Below are 17,131 nucleotides of genomic sequence, written 5' to 3'. Positions count from 1 at the left end.
ACTAGAATGAATCAACAACGCAGCTAATGAAAAAACTTTTTATGCGACAGAATTTTTCACTTATCTGGGTACTTCTGTGCCTGTCCTACTCCGCTTTCGGTCAACCGAGTGAGCTGGCAATGCCCCCTCAAAGAGGCACGTTTGTGGATCCCAGAGATCAGCGTACCTATAAAACCGTCCAAATTGGTACCCAAGTCTGGTTGGCCGAAAACTTTGCTTATTTGCCTAAGGTAGACTCGGTTACCCTATCGGTCTATGACTATAAGGGGAACTCCCTCCAGAAAGCCAAATCGACAGCGTCTTATAAAACCTACGGGGCTTTGTACAGTTGGCAGGCAGCCAACGAACTAGCTCCTCCAGGCTGGCATCTGCCCACCGATGCGGATTGGCAGCAGTTGGAAAAACATATCGGTATCAGCCAACAAACCGTTAACACCGGGGGCTGGCGCGGAACCGATAATGTGGCCAATCGGCTCAAACCAGGTGGAGACACCGGATTTAATGTGGTGTTTGGCGGGTGGAAGACGGATCAGGGCGAAGCGAAGTTCCAGGGCCAGCATGCCAATTTCTGGTGTGCGGATAGTTATGATACAGGACGAGCCATTGAACGCTTACTAGGCGTCAATAATGGAAAGATTGGCCGAGACGTTGGCAATAAAGGTTGCGGCTTCAGTGTACGGTATGTCCGGGATCGACCCGCGGAGGAAGCCATTTATTTTCCGGCTAAATCCTGGGAGTATCTGCAGAACGCGGCTGCTTACGGATGGGACAAGGATAAATGGGGCCAACTCACTGATTTTGTCCGAGATAGTACTCAGGCCACGGGGCTGGTCGTCATTCAGAGTGGTAAAATTCTGTATGAGTATGGCAATACAGAAGAATTAAGCTACATCGCTTCGGTACGAAAAAGTATTTTGGCGATGCTCTATGGCCGCTATGTAGAGAAAGGGACGATTCGGCTGACCAAAACCTTAGCCGAGCTCGGCATTGACGACGTGGGGGGCCTATCGATAGGCGAAAAAAAAGCAACCGTATTGGATTTACTCAAATCTAAATCGGGGGTGTATCATGCCGCCAGTAACGAAGGAGGCAACGAGTTTTTATTTCCTCAGCGAGGTAGTCAAGCCCCGGGTAGCTACTACGTGTATAACAATTGGGATTTCAATACGGCGGGCTACGTTTTTGAAAAAGAAACGGGCCTAAGCATCTATGATGCCTTCGAGAAGGATATTGCTCAACCCATCGGCTTGGAAGATTGGGATAAAAGCAAACAATATCGAAGCGGGGACACGACAAAATCTCAGTTCAAAGCCTATCATTTTGTTTTCTCGACCCGAGACATGGCCCGACTAGGGTATTTAATGCTGCGCCAAGGCCAATGGCAACACCAATCGGTCATTCCCCATGACTGGGTGAGACAGCTAACGACACTAACGACCCGTTACGAGGAGATGAAGCAAGTAGACCCCCGCTTAAAAGAGTGGCCCTGGTGGCCGTGGGGTTATGGTTTGATGTGGCGTTTATGGGATAGCCCTCAGCAGAAACCAGCTTTCAACAAAGCGTTTACGGCAACGGGTAATATGGGTCAATACATTACAGTGCTTCCTGAGATGGATTTAGTCATTGCCTTGAAAACTAAAGCGGATTATGGCCGCCGGACGGAATACGAAACGTATTTACGGTTTTTGACTAAATTAATTTCCCTAAAAGACTGACGGATAAAAGATACCCATTCGTTCACCGCTATTGGCCACCGTAGCGCAAGGCGACAGCAGCGGCTGAGCGTTTGTATGGATACACTTGATGCTTATTATCGCTAAGTGTTGATTATTCTCCTAAAACGCTCATTTTCAGGAACAGGCTCCTTTTACCATCATTCCAAGTTCAAATTGGTTACTGCATTAATCAAGCTACCCTTACCGGGTGGCTTTTTGTATTTTTCCCGTTTTCGGCCATTTCATCGAAATCGTTGTCAATTGAGCAACTCACGCCGATCGACAGGCCTCCCATCCGCGAAATGCTTAAAATTCCGTCAAAACCTGTCCAACATACTGTCATTATCCGCGAATCGCCCCGACCATCCGCGACGCTTTGCCCCCAGTCTGCCGCCCCCAGCGGGATTTACATTGTTGAACTGCCCACCCGGCCAAATCCGAAAACCTCATTTCCAGCTAATAGAGAAGGGGTCCCGAATTGAAAAAATAAAAAAATCCAAAACGAAAAATTCTTCAAAAAACCATCCGCGAACATCCGCGAAATCCGCGAAGTAGTTAAGTAATTGATAATCATATATATTCTTAATTTATATACTCTAAAACCTTCGCGGATAATCGCGGATTTCGCGGAGGATCGCGGATATCGCGGATACTTTTTTCGCGGAAATCGCATGTGTGGCGATATTTTTTAATTTTTCCGGTTGGTAGCCGCCATCGCGCCGGGCAGACGCCAGGTAACCAAATTGACTTTTTCCTATGTTGCCCTGCAACCCGCTGATCGGTATCAATTCGCCGTCAAAAAATATTGTGTAACCCGTAGGGGTTAGTACTTAAAAAGATTCAGGAATTATGTCTATCTTTCTGAGACATTTTTACCGTACTCCTCGTAACATGCTCTTTTCTGAACCTGTACTTTTTGAGATTCCGGTTTTGCCGCGAATCAAGAAGTTTATTGCGGCCAAACTACGCGATGACGCTGGCCATCCCCAGCCGCTCCTGCTAAGCCCAACCTGCCAGGGAGCGGGTCTATTTTTATGGGCTATGGCCCAGTCCGAAAAGGTCATGCTGCACCTGGGCTACAAGCGCAGGCTCTCTACCGGTGGCCAGCCTGTTTTTGTCCCGGACATTATGAGCCAGACGCTCGGCCTGGGTATCCGTGGGTTCCATAAATCCCGCCACCAGATCCTGTTCAATCCAGCGGAACTGATGGCCTTTTCCAATTTTGTGGACTACCTGATTTATAATGAGCTGATCTGTAGCTGCCAGGAGAACCCGGATCTGCCCCTCTCGGCCCACGTCAAAGGCTTCTGCGACTATTATGATTTCTCGGATGAGGAAGTCTCCGAGCGGGCGCTGAAGCAAAAACTGTGGCGCAATCAAACGGGCCAGCTTTCGGCTTCGCTCAATTACGACGTTAGCCTGACCAAAGTCCATCATTTCCAGCCCTATACGTATGGACTAGCTGCTTAACGGGCATTCCGTCTGTTACGTGAAGCTTGGCAAAACCCGGCAGGTTTGACCAACTTCTCTCTGACTGACGTGAACGAAAACCTACGCAACTCCCTTGTCGGTATTCTGGTAATTGCCCTACTGGCCTTCTGCGTGACAGATTGTAGTATGGGTACCCATCGCTATTGCCCTGGCATAATTCGCCAGCATGTCTACCATGCCCCCTACACCACGCTTTCCTGCACATCGGATAAACACGGTCCGCACTGTCATACCGTGTATCATCCGGCTCAGTACCGGCTGCTGATCGAGTGTCAACAGCCTCACCATGTGGCGGATATAAACGTTGGCTTAACCTGGTATACCCTGAAACAGGATGGGCAATCAGTACTAGTAGGCGAGCGTATAGGACGCTGGAGCCACATTATCTGGAATGACTGGATCGATCAGGATTACGATTAATACGAATGAACTTATTTCGTAATATCCTATAGCGGCATTCCGTCTGTTACGCCTACACTCCGTTTAATGGGCCAATTTCGGCCCTATGACGGACTTACTCTTTTCGACTGGTGTAAACAATCCGGGCGGGAACTTCCTGATCCGGTTTGTGCCGGTTGCTGGCATTGCATCGATGCGGCCACCGGCCACCAGCAGTCCCTCCACCCCGCCAACGTTTAAAACCGGCTTTCGCTGGTTTTTATGCTACGGTACGGAAGGAACCAAAACCATCGACGAGCAGCAGGCCGATTCGGACCAGGCTCCAGTCTGGAGCGTACAGGTCGCCACATTTTTACCGGGTGATTCGGCCGAGATTCGCCAGACGCTGGCAGAAATGGTTCGCCACCGATTCGTGCTGGAGGTAGAAGATAACCTAGGCGTTATTCGCCGGATCGGTACGTCCTCCGAGAACCTTACCCTTTCGTGTGGCTTTAAAACGGGCGGTGCGCTGGGTGATCGTAAAGGAACTATTCTAACGTTTTCCGGCCAGTTGACCAGTCCGATTCCAATTGTTACGTATTAGAAGTTTATACTATTTCTGTTGAGGTTTGATTTTGTTTTTGCATGTGATATTTCAAAAACGTGCCCGGCAAAGCCAGGCACGTTTTTTTTATGCCTGTTGCTGTAGCCAGCCATGCCGAACCAGGTCACTCACAAAGTTTTCAGCAGTCTCCGTATTGAGCAGCAAGCCTCCCGACAGATCGTGAAACGCAATGGCAAAATGACGCATATACACGCGGTCGGAAAACTGGAGGTAGGTGCGGGAATTGCTCAGCTGAAAGTAGACTAATTCCCTGGGAGATTGGGCCGGTAGCGGACGGGCAGCACCTGGAATCTGATAGGTCATAGCTGGAAGCGTTACGGTTACAATTTTAAAGTTAATAAAAGCGGCATTCCGTCTGTTACGGGCTCCGGCTGGCCACTAGGCAGTTTCGGGGCATGAATCGTAATTTCCGTACAGTGTCGGCCCTGCTTCGTCAGGATTGGTTGATTGAGGCCAGCTATGCCCAGGCCCATGAACAACTGATTAATGCCTATCTGTCGGGGCAGCTTACCGATGTCGATGAAGAAGACAAAAAGCCTGTTGGTTATTTCCTCAGTGGCTTTCAGCGCGCAAAACAGACCGGGCAAAAAACGATTTCGGGTACTCTCCAACGACTCGGAATCTCTGGGCTTCTCTCCTTCACTGGAAGTTCACAAGCCGGTCAGGGTCATTCCATCGTTCGTCATGAAATAGCAAGTGACACGCCCCTTCCCCCCAATTCAGTTTTTATCCTGGACGTACGGGGGGCCATCATGAAAGAGAGTTCCTGCTTTAGCTACGGAACCGAAGACTACACCCAGCTCCTCAATGCTGCCTATGCCAATCCAAATGTCATAGGTGCCATCCTGTTGATGGACTCTCCAGGTGGCCAGCTATCGGGCACCCCTTCTTTTTACGACGCGGTTCGTAATCCCATCAAGCCCACGGGTGTGCTCATCAGCGAAGGCATGATCGCCAGCGCTGCCTACTGGATTGCCTGCGGAGCCGATTTTATCTATGCGTCTCAGAAAAGCGATTCGGTTGGCTCAATTGGCGTTTTTGTCCGGCTACGGGATGCCCGCCAGGCCATGGAAAATGCGGGTATAAAATCCTGGGAAGTTTACTCCGATCGATCGCCAGAAAAGAACCTGCCTGTCCGGGAAGCCCTGGATGGCAAACCCGAACTGCTGAAGGCTGAACTCAACAAAGCCGCCGATCTGTTCCGGGCTGCCGTGGAAGCGGGTCGGGGTGATAAGTTAAAGCCAGCCACTGATAAAGTTGATGTCTTTAAAGGAGCCATGTTCAGCGCTGACGAAGCGATTGATCTGGGACTCATCGATGGCTTTGGGGACCTCTATTCTGCCATCGGCAAGATCTACGAACTCGCTGATGCGAGTAAAAGCCCGTCTGCCCCTTCACCCGCAGCGAGCAACCCATCCACTGATTTTTCTGCGCAATCGACTGCGCCGGCTGCCTCTGGCCAAACAGAGGATATAACGCCTGAGGCTGACGGCCTGGCGACTGACTCCAATTCCAACCCCCAAACCCAAAACGACATGTTTGGCGACAAACACAAAAAACTCTCGGCCCTGGCAGGCCAGGAGGCATCGGCTATTACCGATGAGGCCTTGAACGGAATCAATGCGGACCTGGATACCCAGAACATCACCGGCGTGCGCGTGATCAGTGCGACCTACCTCCAGGAAGCCGAACAGGCGATATCCAATCTGGCAACCGCTAACGGCAAGATCACCACCCTGGAAGGCTCGATTACGGACCTGACCAAAGAACGTGATGACGCCCGCGCGGAGGCCGCAAAATTCGGTTCGCAGCCCGGCCACTTAGGTTCAAAATCGCCCAAGGCTGAGGAAAAAACGGTAGAAGGTCAGCAAGCTGAAGACCCCTTCTACTCCGAAACGGACGCGGAAGCCGCCCGGCTTCGTGCTCAGGTGAAAGCGATGCAATAACCCATTGCCTAGTCCCCCATCAGGCCTGAACACCCTGAGCCTAACCCGTAACTTTTAGACAACAAATACTAGTGGCTAACACTCCGCAAAACGACATCTCCGCGATCCAGAACTACGCGGGGACGTACGCTCCAAAAATCATTACGCAAATCGTCAACGGGCTCGATCTAGCCAAGGACTTGACGGTTCGGCGTAATCTGAATGCCCCGGTCAACCTGCCGAAATACTCGGCTACCGATGGTTTCCGGCCCATCGACACCTCGATTGAAGAACCAGATGGTCAGTCCGGTGCTTTCGGGATTCGTAAACTGACGCCACGCGTTGGTATGAAGATCCTTAAAATCGTTCCTGAAGACCTTCGGGGTACGTATTTGAGTGATATTCTGGATCCCAACGCCAAAGAACTTCCGGCCAATTTTGCTCAATATTTCTGGGATGCCCAGATTAAAAAGCTCTCCGCCGAAATCAACAACAACTCGTATTTCGGTGTCGATTCAAACGACATTTTGGCCTATAACGCTGGCACGGCCTATAACGTAGGTGATCGGTTCCTGTTTACCGATAAGAGCTTCTATCAGGTTGTAACGGCTACTTCGGCCGGTCAAACGCCAGTAACCAACGCAGCCAAATTCAAGAAGATCAACAACAGTTCGGTTGCCAAAGGGCTGGGTACGATCATCGCCGAAGAGTATGCAGGTCTGCCCTCGCGCAACAAGATCACCACCGGTGCGCTGGACGCGACTAACGCATTCGACAAAGTGACCTCGTTCTACATGTCGTTGCCCGAAGAAATCCGGCCCGTCGGTGGTACGGTGTATTGCAGCCAGTCGACTTACGACAAGTATTCCCTGCATGCCCTGTCGAAGTTCACCAACGGTATTCAGGATCTGAAAATACCTGGTAAAGTTGGTGCGTCGATTTTCGGATCGGATGGCAACTGGATGCTCAAGCCCTGCACCTGGATGAGTGGTTCAGGCCGGTTGATCGGCACGCTGGAAGGCAACCTGGTGATGGGTACCAACCAGACCAGCGACTTTAACTCGATCGGCAACATCGTTCCGTTCCTGCACGGCTACCGGGCGATCATGAAGATGGTACTCGCGTTCCAGATCGCTGACCTGGAAGTACTCTTCGTCAACGACCAGGCTTAAGCTGGGCTCTCGCACTCCTCAAAAATCCTAACCCAACCCTGCCAGTAGCTCACCCTCCATCCCTAACGGGTGGCTACTGGCTTTAACAACACTCCGCCAATCATGGCTGAATTAACTGAAGACCAAATCAAAATCGTCGATCTGGAAAAGAAGGTTGCCACCCTTACGACAGAAAAACAGGCGGCTCTGGATCAGATAAAAATCCTGACCACGGCCAAAGAATCGGCTGAAAAAAATCTGGAACAGGCTACTAAAGTCGTCGCTGATCTAAAAACCCAACTGGCCGAAAAGAAAGCGGGCGTGATCGAACTGCCGACGGTACAGGTCGGTAAAGACACGTACGAGCTGGTCGGTGGTGCATTTACCTGGGCTGGCAAGGAAGTTACCCACGAGGTGCTGCTGGAAGATGCCAAACTGGCCGCTGAGCTGGTGAAGGAAAAGGTGACCAACCTGCGCAAAATCGAAAAGAAATAAGCCGATCCGCGCTCCATTCTCCCCCAATACGAACCCGTAACTTTTTAGACAGCTACCCCAATGGCATTAGATTATCCTGACCTCGTTGGCCCAGATGGGACTGAGGTAAACATGGGTGGAACCTCGCAAACCTGCTATTTCGCCCGCGTTGACGAAATCAATACGTACTCAGCGCCGGCGGCTGCCCCCGCTAACCAGTACGTAATGACGACGGCTTTTGCGATGAAGACCGGTAAAAAATTCCATAAAGGCTATATCACCCAGGATACGGGTGAACTGGAATTTGGCGACAACGGTGAAATCGACGGTAAAAGCTACAAGGCCATCTTCAAATTCTTTTACCCAGGCTTTGGCGATGATGCCCTGCAACTGGCAAACGACATCAAAAACGACAAACTGATCTTTATCGTCGAACTGCCTGACGGTAAGCTGATTCAGCTTGGTTCGGCTCGATTCTTCTGCTCGGTGAAAGGGAATTTCAAAACGACCACCACCTCAGGACGTGGCCGTGGCTTCGAATTCGAAGTACAGTGCTTTGTACCGTACATCTACCGGTATGCAGCGGCTGTACCCCTCACGGCAGCCCCCTAATCCCGTATGAAATCACAAAAACCCGTTGAGCTACCGGCATCGATGCCGGTAGCTCAACCCGATTACCAACTCACAGGCCTTCAGCTTTCCGACTATATGCCTATCGTCTTTGATGGACGGGAGTATAACCTGGCAAAACTGACGCCTGCCGAACTGGACTACCTGAGTCAATACCCCAATCAGGTGCCCTATATCCAAAAAAAAGACGCAAGCCAGACGAGCGTTTAAGTGTGTAAAATGGCAAATGAGCCCGGCATTGCCGGGCTTCATTGTTTAAATCTGAACCTGAATGGAAACCCTTGACAAACTTAATCAGTGGCTCGACCAGCCTGTCTATGAACAGGGGGTTGTCCTGTATCAGCAGGTACTAGGGGATGGCTTTGTGCTGGATATGCTCAAAACCGGACCCGACGCCTACAACCGCCAAACCCTACTGGATGCCCTGACTGCCAAACGGGATGAACTGGCCGCTCAGCGCCAGGCCCGAATCGAAACCTACCCGGAAGAGCTGCTGGATTCGCTGGAGATGGGGAAAACGCTCATGGATGAACGAACTGCCATCAAGGAGCGCATGCGGATGCGGCTCAATTCGGGCGTAACCGAAAGCGAAGAAACTAAAGACTGGGCCTTCCGGATCCTAAGCATCGTCGATCAACTGGGAGGCATTTATGGCCGTCGTGATTTTTTCGATGAACACGGCTATTTACCCGATGCTGTGAGCGTCGACCATGAGCGCACACCAGCTCAGCTGATGCAGCGCATGCTGACGCTTCGCACCTACGTCAGCCGGGAAGGCCGAAAGATTCGCTCCAGGCTGAGCACCGAAGAGCAGGTCCGGCAGGCCACCAGCAAACTCCGTGAATTTCAATCCGAACTCCACCAGGTCGAAAACCTGCTGGCTGCCACGCAACAAACGCTCGACAATGGCTCTATTCCATTCGCATGATGTCGCCGACTATGCCCAACCCCAACACCAGAAAGCCAGCGTGTGCTCAGTTGCTGAGTCAGACGCGCATACGCTCCTCGCTCGAACATCGGATGCTGTTGCTGAAGTGTTCCCATCTATCCATCCAGGGATCAGCTACCACTACGCATCGGCAGGCCTGTGGAGCGTGCACGATCTGCTCTTCCACCTACTTCGCACCACTGGGCCAGCTGACCTGTGGATAGCTACCTGGTCGATGGCTGAAGAATCAGTCCGAATGCTGGTGCAGGGCATGGAATCTGGCCTGATCCGTTCGCTTCAGCTGCTGATTGATGCGCGGGTAATCCGGCGCAATGCCAGTGCCTACGCCTTTGTCAAAGCTCATGCCGACATCGTTCGGGTTACGCCCTGCCACGCCAAAGTAACGGTGCTCCAGAACGAAGCCTGGCATATTGCTATTAACGGCTCACCCAACTACACCAATAATCCGCGTATCGAGTCGGGCGTAGTCACTACGGTTGCCGCCGTCGCTGATTTTCACAGGGACTGGATCACGGCCGAAATGCGTAAACTCAAGCCGTTTGGGGAAACGCTCAAGCAGACGATTCCGCCCCCTCCGGCACCACCCCCAGGTCGCCTTATACGGGAAGGGCATCCGCCCCCCTCACTCCCACCACCACGACCCCGGTCGGTACCAGATCTGCCACTTGGCAACTGGTAACCCTAACCAGATAATAGTCATAAAACCCGCCACTACTCAAGAAACCCAAACCGTGACCCATGAAAAATGACCTGATTCAAATAACCCTGAATGATGACGATGAAGCGGTGCTTCAATTCTCGGTCTCTGAAACTGAACGAACCCTGGAGCAGAAGCTGCTCGGCGCTTTCCTTCGAAAAGCTGGCCCAAAGGGAATTCGCCTGCACCTGAAGCGGACCTATAAGGACGCTGACGAAAAACTGCATTACGATTACGAAATCCGCCCGATCCAATCCGATGAAATTAACCAAGGAACAACTGAGTGAGGTTGAGAACCTGGCCAGCTACTTTTTTACGCCCGATGAAATTGCCATCGTCGTTGGACTCGATGTCGATGATCTGGAAGAAGAACTTTTCGACGAAACCAGCGAAGCCTACCGGTCCTACCAGAAAGGTAAGCTCAAATCCAAGCTTGAACTGAGAAAATCCATCCTAACCCTCGCCAAGCAAGGCTCAGGACCAGCCCAGACGCTGGCCATGCGCGTGCTCGACGATCTGGAATCCCGACAGCCATGAATACTGCCCTCGCCCTGACGACCGACGACAACCGGTACGACAATAAATTCGACCGCATTGTTAAACACTGGCAGGATCCTGACAAGCATAAACTGCCGCAGGATCTGGAAAAACAGCTTAAGCACTGGGTGACTATCCACGGCCTGCTTTCCACCGGCCGCTATCCGAAAACGTCCCAGCAGGTCAATGCCATTTTAAAGGCCATACCGGGCATTTCACCCCGAACCGCCCGCAATTACCTAGCCGATACCAAACGGTTCTTTGGCCTGGCTGAAAAGCCTGATTTAGCCTATGAACGCATTATGGTCATTGAGGAGCTGCGGTCGGATATGCGCCTGGCTCGCCGTCGGGGTGATCTGCGTGCCCTGGCGGCCCTGACCAAACTGTATATCGACGTGATCGGCGCCAACAAACCCGAAGAAGTGGTCGAAAACAAAACGATCATCAACATTCTCAACTACAATCCGGAGCAGTTGGGTGGCCAGGTCATTTCGGATGAAGCCCTTCAGAAAATGATCGCTGGCTTCCTGGAAGACGACAAGAAAAAACGTTCGGAACTATTTGACCAGTACGAAGATGTCAGAGACCAAAAGTAAGCCTGGCAAACTGCTGCCCGATCGGTATAACCTCGATGCATTGTTACGCGACAATCTGGAGGCCGCCATGTATCTGTCCCATGCGGGACTAAACTGGCAATCACTCGATCCCGACGTTGAAACCATCAGCAAGCACTACAATAAACCGCAGCTGCGGTCGATGTGCGTAGGGGCTAAAGAGGAATACGCTGTCTGGGGACGTGGTACCGGAAAATCCGAAGGGCTAATCGCTCCCCGCTCATTTCGAAACGTCGAAGTCATGCCGAGAGGGCATGGCTGTTTTGTCGGTTCTACCTACCTGCAATTGCTCGAACGTACACTCCCCCCCGTTATTAAAGGCTGGGAGCAGATGGGTTGGGTACGAAACCGGGACTTCTGGATCCGGGAGCGCCCACCCAAGCGGCTCAATGTTCCCCAGCCGATTGTGGGGCCCATAACACCCGAGCACTGTATTTTCTTTCGCAATGGAGCCGTGGCCAGCCTAGTTTCCCAGGACCGCCCGGGGAGTGCCAACGGGAAAACGGTGCACTGGATTGTGGGTGATGAGGCCAAATTCCTCAATAAAGAACGGCTCGATAGTGAATTGCTGATGACCAACCGGGGCGATTTCCGCCATTTCGGTCACGTCGCCGAATTTCACAGCCTGCTGTTCTGCACCGACATGCCTACCAGTAAGGCCGCTATGTGGATCCTGGAGGAAGAAAAGCGAATGGATAAAACCCGGATTCAGGCCATCCTGAATCTGAAAACGAAAATCTTTTCGCTTTACGAAGCCCTGCTCGCTTACCCTTCCAAACGCAATGCCATTCTGAATAAAATCAAGGAATTGCAGGCCCAATGGGACGAGTTACGCAAGGGCACCGTTTACTTTTCTGAAGCCAGTACACTGGATAACCTGGCTGGTTTCGGAGCGGAAGCCATCGCCCAGCTTCGGGCCAAACTGCCCAGCTTCATCTTCCAGACGGCCATCCTGAACCGTAGGCCGTTTTTAACGCAGGACGCTTTTTACCCTGATCTGGATGAACGGCACTTCTACGACATGGAAGACCATGCCTTTCTGGATACATTCAATTTCGATCAGTTTGGAAAGGGCTTATTCGACGATAGCCGCAAGGATGCCGACGTGGACAAATACCGCCCGTTAGACATTGCCCTCGACAATGGAGCACACATCAACCCCTTACTGGTCGGGCAATTGCATGGTCGGGAATACCGCATTCTAAAGGAACTCTATGTACGCCATCCAGAGCGGGTGCAGGACGTAGCGATTGCGTTTTGTAAATACTACAAACACCATCCCTGTAAGACGGTCAATTACTTCTTTGACCATACGGCGCTGGGTACCTCAGCCACCAGCAGCGTATCGCCAAAGGATACGTTTGTGGAGATACTGGAGAAGGACGGCTGGAATGTCGAGCAGCAGTACATAGGGCACACCCCCGACCCTGAGAACCGATCTGAACTGTGGGGCCGCTCGCTACGAGGTGGAGACAGCCGACTATTCCGGGTAGGGTTCAACCGCCACAACTGTCAGTACGTGCGTATCTCCATGCAACAGACCCAAATTGAGCAAGGCTCTCAAGGCTTTAGAAAGAACAAGGCCGACGAACGCAACTCCAACCTAGATCAGCGCGAAACGACCCACTTTTCAGATGCGGCTGATACGTTACTGTGGGGGGCGCACCTACTCCACCGCTATAACTCAGAACGCAGTTCATTCCAATCGGTTTTCCTGAGTTAGTAGGGCACCGACAGAGCCAACGCGCAGACATTCAGACCAATGCAAAAGGGGGGCCGGATTGACCGACCCCCCTTTCATATATCGTACCCACCCCCACCCCCTGCAATTGCAATGCTCCCCAGTGCGTGGCATGGGGGGCACTTCGTCCCAAACCGCGAAGCGATTCCAGAAAAACAAAGTAATAGGCTGATTATTAAGAGAATAGCAAAAATTTTATTGCAAAAAAAGCCTCAAAGCCCTATCCTGTAAGATAGGGCTTTGAGGCTTAAGCAATTGTAGATCAAATAGTTAAATTCTATTCTTTCAAAGTAAGACCCGCTTCCTGGCTTTTGGCGAGTAAGTAATTGACTAAGCCACTGCATGTCACTAGGGCCAGTTTAGCACTGTCGAAATTCTCGGTTGCGTCTCCTTTTTTAGCGTGACGTACACCTGATGCGTCGCTAGTCCAGTCATATAGGTATTTAATAGCCATTTTTAGCTTGGTATGGATGCCAGTCTTCTTTTCCACGTCTTCAATAACCTGTGAAAGCGTCGCATTCGGCTTTTGAGCTATTAGCCGGAATAGTGCTTCCATGGCACTAATGGATTCTTTAACTGAGTTATTATAATCAGGCCGCTCCCGGTCCGATAGTAGCATCAGGGCGTTTTTTAGGTGTGATTTTACGGATGAAATAGAATCGGTTCTCGCCAGCGCGTCGGCGACTTCATTTAGTTCAATCTCATCAATGATGGGCGCTAAGTAGTTGCCTAAGAACCGATAGCCGCAAGACTCTTCGGCAAAAATTTTATTGACCCTTTGTGTATACTTCTCAAAGGCAGGATCTTCAATTAAACCACTCCCATACGATTTAAGCGTATCCAGATAATTAGTTAGAGCCTTTTCAACAAACTTAAGGAAATCAAACCAGGGAAGGTCTTTCCTTAGAAGATAGCCTTTAAAAGCTGGAATTAATCCAGACTTTGTAGCGGGGATGGTCGAAGATTCCCAACCTAACAAATCTGACCATAAAGAATAGGTATAGTCATAGAACATCCCAGATCTTGGTATACCTATAGTATTATTTTTACTGCTGTATATGTTGTAAAACAGTATTTGATCTAGTTCATTCCAAACGCGCATTCTCGTTTTCGCGTCAATTGAGTTGACTTGCAAGCCTTTTTTAGGCAGGCCAAAACGCTCTTCAAAGGTTGGTGTGCTCATGGTAGTGGCTATGTTAACTAATCGTTGAAGCGGCCCAACTATACATTGAGTTGGGCGCTTTTCTTATTTTTTCTCAAGAGCCTTTCGAATTAGTTCAATATAAATATCCTCTAAGCTTACCCTCTCTCCTTTCTCTTCTCTATCCAGTTGCATTCTCTTAATCTGTCGATGTAAATCATCAGGAATCTTCTTTAAAGTGATTGTTGCCATCATAGTAATTGTAATGTTTACTACAAATGAAATATTTATAGTAAACACTTGCAAATAAAGAATTTGATACTACATTTGTAGTAACTACTACAATTACTACAATATGACAAAGCAAGATGAATTACGACTGTTTCGATACAGCGAAAAGTACAGTCTTCGAGAAACAGATATCGAGGGTGAACCTTGGTTTATAGCTATCGATGTCTGTGAGATTTTGGATATATCAAATGTTTCAGATGCTGTCCAGAAATTAGACGACGACGAAAAGCTGCTATCGTCCTTACCGATATCAGGTCAGACAAGAAAGACCTGGATTATTAATGAATCTGGCCTATACCATTTAGCACTAAAGTCAGAAAAACCAGAAGCTCAAAACTTCCGGCGATGGATAACTAAAGTGGTTTTACCACAGATTCGAAGAGAGGGCCGATACACCAGCGAGCAGGAAAGAATCAAAGCTGAACGTATTAAAGAGTTACGAGCTGAATTAAAAACCCTGCGATTCTCATTTAGTCAAATGCGACATCTGATTTCACAAAAAGACGCCGAGCTAGATAAACTGATAGATACGGAGCCTAGCCAAATGGAAATTTTTAATAGCCTCAAACATGATAATTAAAAAGGCCATACAGCCTTTTTAATAAAAAGCCCGGCAGTTCGTACCTGCCGGGCCAAAAGCAAAACAGAAGTTTCACCTTTTCAAGTAAGTCAAAACTATGCCACAAGAGTCAAAAATCCAAGAGCCGATCTTGGTGAAGAACCCCTATACGGGTCGCCACATCAATGTGGCCCCCTTATTTGATGCGCTGGATGCATCGGGCGAACACCCGGATAATTCCATTGTAAGCCTAAAAACGATGGTTTCCCGCATCATTCGCCGGGTAAACCTCAACTGGGAAGGCGATGCCACCGATCAGAAGAACGTAAATTTTGATCTGTATCTGCTGGAAGATATGTTTTCTGCCATGTCGGAATATAAATAGCCCTATCCTATGGAAAACACTCAACATTCCGACAAGCACCAGCGAATTAGTCAACTGGAGCAAAGCAAGCTCATTATTGACAGCAAGATCACGCATCTAAACTCGCTAAAAGCCGCTACAGTTGCCGAAATCGCAAAACTACAGCATGAGATTAGCCCATCTACCGCTGTGCCATATACGCGACCAGAAGCAGAGGACATTTGTGCGTCAATGTTAGCCCGTATGAAGCAGGAAGTGGAAACCACTTACTTTCCTATCTGGATTACCTTTGAGTACTACGCCGAGCTTCATGGTCTAGAAAGCCCAGCTATAATTGATGACTGGATCGAAAGGGGTCTTGTTCCCTCGTCTGATCTGTTATCAGTTGGCATTCGGCTTATTCGCGATAAAACGTATATAGATTAACGTTTTTAACACCCAAAAGGACTCTGCTGCTAGAGTCCTTTTGGGTATCTTTGATCATGGCAAAACGAGCGTTAACGACCGATGCGGCCTTTGAAAGGCTACTAAACCGGCCTGATCTTTGGCGTAGAACCGGCAGACCCATGCACCAGCGGCTGAATTTCCTTCAAAAGCTGAAAGCGGGCAAAGTCATAACCTTAGATACAAAAATCAAGATATTGGAGGAGGCTGGCAATCAGCCTTTACAGGTGATGCTGTGGTCAGAGCTTTACTAATCTATTGATCTCCTGAGCCCTACTTCATCATCTGTTCGAATTCAGGAATTGTTACCCCCGAATTCTTCAAATGGACCAACTGTTCCGCAATATTCTGCTTGAAATTAGCATAATCAACCCCAGGTTGCTCATTTTCAGTTAGCTCTTCTTGCTGGCTTTCTTTGATTAAAAGCCATAAGGCTTTTACGCTAAAGCTGATTAAGAAAGTGGCTAACGGAGCTCCCCAGGTAGTAGCAAATGCGGCAGCAATCCAGCTTGAAATATCATTTGTTATTTCTTTGACTTTATCGCTTCCTTTCACAGTGTCGAGTATTCCATCTTCTACTGCCGTCTCGGTGATGCCAGATAAAATATCTGCATCAAACCGGTGAGCCGAGAAGAGCGCATACAGAAATAAATAGACTGTCGTTCGCGTGCTGATTTTATCCAGTAAAAAGAAATAGCTAACAAACTTTAAGTGGGTCTCAATAAAGCGAAAGCCTTTTATTCTCAAATCGTTACGCTTCTCATTCAGCGCGGCTTCATAAATTTGGGCCGCTAAGCGCAATTCCAACTTTTTTGCTGAATGATTTTGAGCATATTCTTTTAGTTGTTCAAAGCGAAAGAATATGGAGTTAACCGCCAATTCGATTTCTTCAGCTACCTGTAAATAGTCAACTCGTTGCTTCATCTGATTCAGCGTCATATCGATCTCAGATAAAATCTGTTCCGCCTGACGCGCCTTCCGAAGAGCAATTATTTCCTCCTGCTCTTGATCGCTCACTTTGAAATCCCAGTATTCATAAAAAGGTGCTATATTAAAAGCCTTATCACCAGCGTAAAACTCCTGAATGACAAGAGAAATTTCCTGATAAAAACAGTAGTGCTGCATTGATATGGTCCTAAAAATCCGGACACGAAACTTTTTAACTTCGTGTACCATGAACCAATCCCAACGCCCCAAACGAAAGTATACCGCCGAGTTTAAAGCCGATGTGCTGCGGCTAGTTGCCAATGGTGAACCCATCATGGCCGTGGCCCGTAAAATGGGCATTAGCGATAGCCTAATTCATGCCTGGCGGAAGACTAATGACAAAGGGGAAAAGAAAACCGATCAAAGTCTTCAACAAGAAGTCGATTCACTCCGTAAGCAACTGCGGCAAAGCGAGATG

24 protein-coding genes are annotated in these 17,131 nt (G+C 49.4%); 20 read left to right on the top strand and 4 right to left on the bottom strand.

The genetic code is table 11. From position 1 onward, the window contains the following. The first annotated feature begins 26 nt into the window (after nucleotides 1-26). The 4 genes from B153_RS0123500 to B153_RS0123480 all read left to right on the top strand — a co-directional run bounded on the left by B153_RS0123500 (nucleotide 27) and on the right by B153_RS0123480 (nucleotide 4,188). Nucleotides 27-1,715 (top strand): FISUMP domain-containing protein, encoded by a 1,689-nt coding sequence (locus B153_RS0123500; RefSeq protein WP_020599200.1) that lies wholly within the window; start codon nucleotides 27-29, stop codon nucleotides 1,713-1,715. 891 nt (nucleotides 1,716-2,606) lie between these two features. Continuing rightward, nucleotides 2,607-3,185 carry a hypothetical protein gene (locus B153_RS0123490; RefSeq protein ID WP_020599198.1) on the top strand — a complete coding sequence of 193 codons (579 nt, stop codon included), beginning with the start codon at nucleotides 2,607-2,609 and terminating at the stop codon, nucleotides 3,183-3,185. 45 nt (nucleotides 3,186-3,230) lie between these two features. Further along, on the top strand, nucleotides 3,231-3,626 hold the full coding sequence (locus B153_RS0123485; RefSeq protein WP_026262391.1) for a hypothetical protein: 396 nt from the start codon (nucleotides 3,231-3,233) through the stop codon (nucleotides 3,624-3,626). A gap of 85 nt (nucleotides 3,627-3,711) precedes the next feature. Further along, nucleotides 3,712-4,188: a hypothetical protein gene (locus tag B153_RS0123480; protein WP_020599196.1), complete on the top strand. Its 477-nt coding sequence runs from the start codon at nucleotides 3,712-3,714 to the stop codon at nucleotides 4,186-4,188. An 87-nt stretch (nucleotides 4,189-4,275) separates the two neighbouring features. Here B153_RS0123480 and B153_RS0123475 read toward each other — a convergent pair whose 3' ends face one another. Further along, nucleotides 4,276-4,512, bottom strand: a complete 237-nt coding sequence (locus tag B153_RS0123475; RefSeq protein WP_020599195.1) for a hypothetical protein — start codon at nucleotides 4,510-4,512, stop codon at nucleotides 4,276-4,278. Between the two features lie 92 nt (nucleotides 4,513-4,604). Here B153_RS0123475 and B153_RS0123470 point away from each other — a divergent pair, with 92 nt between their 5' ends. The 11 genes from B153_RS0123470 to B153_RS0123420 all read left to right on the top strand — a co-directional run bounded on the left by B153_RS0123470 (nucleotide 4,605) and on the right by B153_RS0123420 (nucleotide 12,909). Further along, nucleotides 4,605-6,155 (top strand): S49 family peptidase, encoded by a 1,551-nt coding sequence (locus B153_RS0123470; protein WP_020599194.1) that lies wholly within the window; start codon nucleotides 4,605-4,607, stop codon nucleotides 6,153-6,155. Nucleotides 6,156-6,226: 71 nt separating this feature from the next. After that, complete coding sequence (locus B153_RS0123465) at nucleotides 6,227-7,306, top strand: hypothetical protein (protein WP_020599193.1); 1,080 nt, start codon at nucleotides 6,227-6,229, stop codon at nucleotides 7,304-7,306. Nucleotides 7,307-7,408: 102 nt separating this feature from the next. Continuing rightward, a complete protein-coding gene (locus tag B153_RS0123460; RefSeq protein ID WP_020599192.1) occupies nucleotides 7,409-7,780 on the top strand; it encodes a hypothetical protein in 372 nt (123 codons plus the stop codon). A gap of 60 nt (nucleotides 7,781-7,840) precedes the next feature. Continuing rightward, a complete protein-coding gene (locus tag B153_RS0123455; protein WP_020599191.1) occupies nucleotides 7,841-8,371 on the top strand; it encodes a hypothetical protein in 531 nt (176 codons plus the stop codon). 6 nt (nucleotides 8,372-8,377) lie between these two features. Further along, nucleotides 8,378-8,599 (top strand): hypothetical protein, encoded by a 222-nt coding sequence (locus B153_RS0123450; protein WP_020599190.1) that lies wholly within the window; start codon nucleotides 8,378-8,380, stop codon nucleotides 8,597-8,599. Between the two features lie 61 nt (nucleotides 8,600-8,660). Beyond that, the gene (locus B153_RS0123445; RefSeq protein WP_020599189.1) at nucleotides 8,661-9,317 is read left to right on the top strand and encodes a hypothetical protein; all 657 of its coding nucleotides are present in this window, start codon (nucleotides 8,661-8,663) and stop codon (nucleotides 9,315-9,317) included. After that, nucleotides 9,295-10,017 (top strand): hypothetical protein, encoded by a 723-nt coding sequence (locus B153_RS0123440; protein ID WP_020599188.1) that lies wholly within the window; start codon nucleotides 9,295-9,297, stop codon nucleotides 10,015-10,017. The genes B153_RS0123445 and B153_RS0123440 overlap by 23 nt, the downstream gene beginning before the upstream one ends. Before the next feature lie 59 nt (nucleotides 10,018-10,076). Continuing rightward, entirely contained in the window at nucleotides 10,077-10,322 is a 246-nt protein-coding gene (locus B153_RS0123435; RefSeq protein WP_020599187.1) for a hypothetical protein, read from the top strand. Continuing rightward, the gene (locus B153_RS0123430; RefSeq protein ID WP_020599186.1) at nucleotides 10,294-10,572 is read left to right on the top strand and encodes a hypothetical protein; all 279 of its coding nucleotides are present in this window, start codon (nucleotides 10,294-10,296) and stop codon (nucleotides 10,570-10,572) included. The genes B153_RS0123435 and B153_RS0123430 overlap by 29 nt, the downstream gene beginning before the upstream one ends. Continuing rightward, on the top strand, nucleotides 10,569-11,168 hold the full coding sequence (locus tag B153_RS0123425; protein WP_020599185.1) for a hypothetical protein: 600 nt from the start codon (nucleotides 10,569-10,571) through the stop codon (nucleotides 11,166-11,168). Before B153_RS0123430 ends, B153_RS0123425 begins: the two co-directional genes overlap by 4 nt. Continuing rightward, a complete protein-coding gene (locus tag B153_RS0123420; protein ID WP_020599184.1) occupies nucleotides 11,149-12,909 on the top strand; it encodes a hypothetical protein in 1,761 nt (586 codons plus the stop codon). The genes B153_RS0123425 and B153_RS0123420 overlap by 20 nt, the downstream gene beginning before the upstream one ends. Nucleotides 12,910-13,204: 295 nt before the next feature. On the opposite strand, the gene B153_RS36865 is transcribed toward B153_RS0123420, so the two are convergent. Together B153_RS36865 and B153_RS37825 are read right to left on the bottom strand one after the other, a co-directional pair. After that, nucleotides 13,205-14,110, bottom strand: a complete 906-nt coding sequence (locus tag B153_RS36865) for an AbiJ-NTD4 domain-containing protein (protein ID WP_020599183.1) — start codon at nucleotides 14,108-14,110, stop codon at nucleotides 13,205-13,207. A gap of 63 nt (nucleotides 14,111-14,173) precedes the next feature. Further along, nucleotides 14,174-14,323, bottom strand: coding sequence for a hypothetical protein (locus B153_RS37825; RefSeq protein WP_020599182.1), 150 nt, complete (start codon nucleotides 14,321-14,323; stop codon nucleotides 14,174-14,176). Between the two features lie 100 nt (nucleotides 14,324-14,423). Here B153_RS37825 and B153_RS36860 point away from each other — a divergent pair, with 100 nt between their 5' ends. The 4 genes from B153_RS36860 to B153_RS38320 all read left to right on the top strand — a co-directional run bounded on the left by B153_RS36860 (nucleotide 14,424) and on the right by B153_RS38320 (nucleotide 15,980). Beyond that, a complete protein-coding gene (locus B153_RS36860) occupies nucleotides 14,424-14,939 on the top strand; it encodes a BRO-N domain-containing protein (protein WP_020599181.1) in 516 nt (171 codons plus the stop codon). 97 nt (nucleotides 14,940-15,036) lie between these two features. Beyond that, on the top strand, nucleotides 15,037-15,303 hold the full coding sequence (locus tag B153_RS0123400; RefSeq protein ID WP_020599180.1) for a hypothetical protein: 267 nt from the start codon (nucleotides 15,037-15,039) through the stop codon (nucleotides 15,301-15,303). Between the two features lie 9 nt (nucleotides 15,304-15,312). Beyond that, nucleotides 15,313-15,708 carry a hypothetical protein gene (locus B153_RS0123395; RefSeq protein WP_020599179.1) on the top strand — a complete coding sequence of 132 codons (396 nt, stop codon included), beginning with the start codon at nucleotides 15,313-15,315 and terminating at the stop codon, nucleotides 15,706-15,708. Nucleotides 15,709-15,764: 56 nt separating this feature from the next. After that, entirely contained in the window at nucleotides 15,765-15,980 is a 216-nt protein-coding gene (locus B153_RS38320) for a hypothetical protein (protein ID WP_211221705.1), read from the top strand. Nucleotides 15,981-15,999: 19 nt separating this feature from the next. Here the strand turns inward: B153_RS38320 and B153_RS0123385 are convergent, their stop codons facing one another. After that, nucleotides 16,000-16,851: a hypothetical protein gene (locus B153_RS0123385; protein ID WP_157634802.1), complete on the bottom strand. Its 852-nt coding sequence runs from the start codon at nucleotides 16,849-16,851 to the stop codon at nucleotides 16,000-16,002. A gap of 49 nt (nucleotides 16,852-16,900) precedes the next feature. On the opposite strand from B153_RS0123385, the gene B153_RS0123380 reads away from it, so the two are divergent. After that, nucleotides 16,901-17,131: transposase (locus B153_RS0123380; protein ID WP_020599176.1), on the top strand; the 231-nt coding region annotated here is incomplete at its 3' end.

The organism is Spirosoma panaciterrae DSM 21099, from assembly GCF_000374025.1.
Classification (GTDB): Bacteria; Bacteroidota; Bacteroidia; order Cytophagales; family Spirosomataceae; genus Spirosoma; species Spirosoma panaciterrae.
Note: the sequence above shows the minus strand (reverse complement) of the source record. Positions and strands in the feature narration are given on the sequence as shown.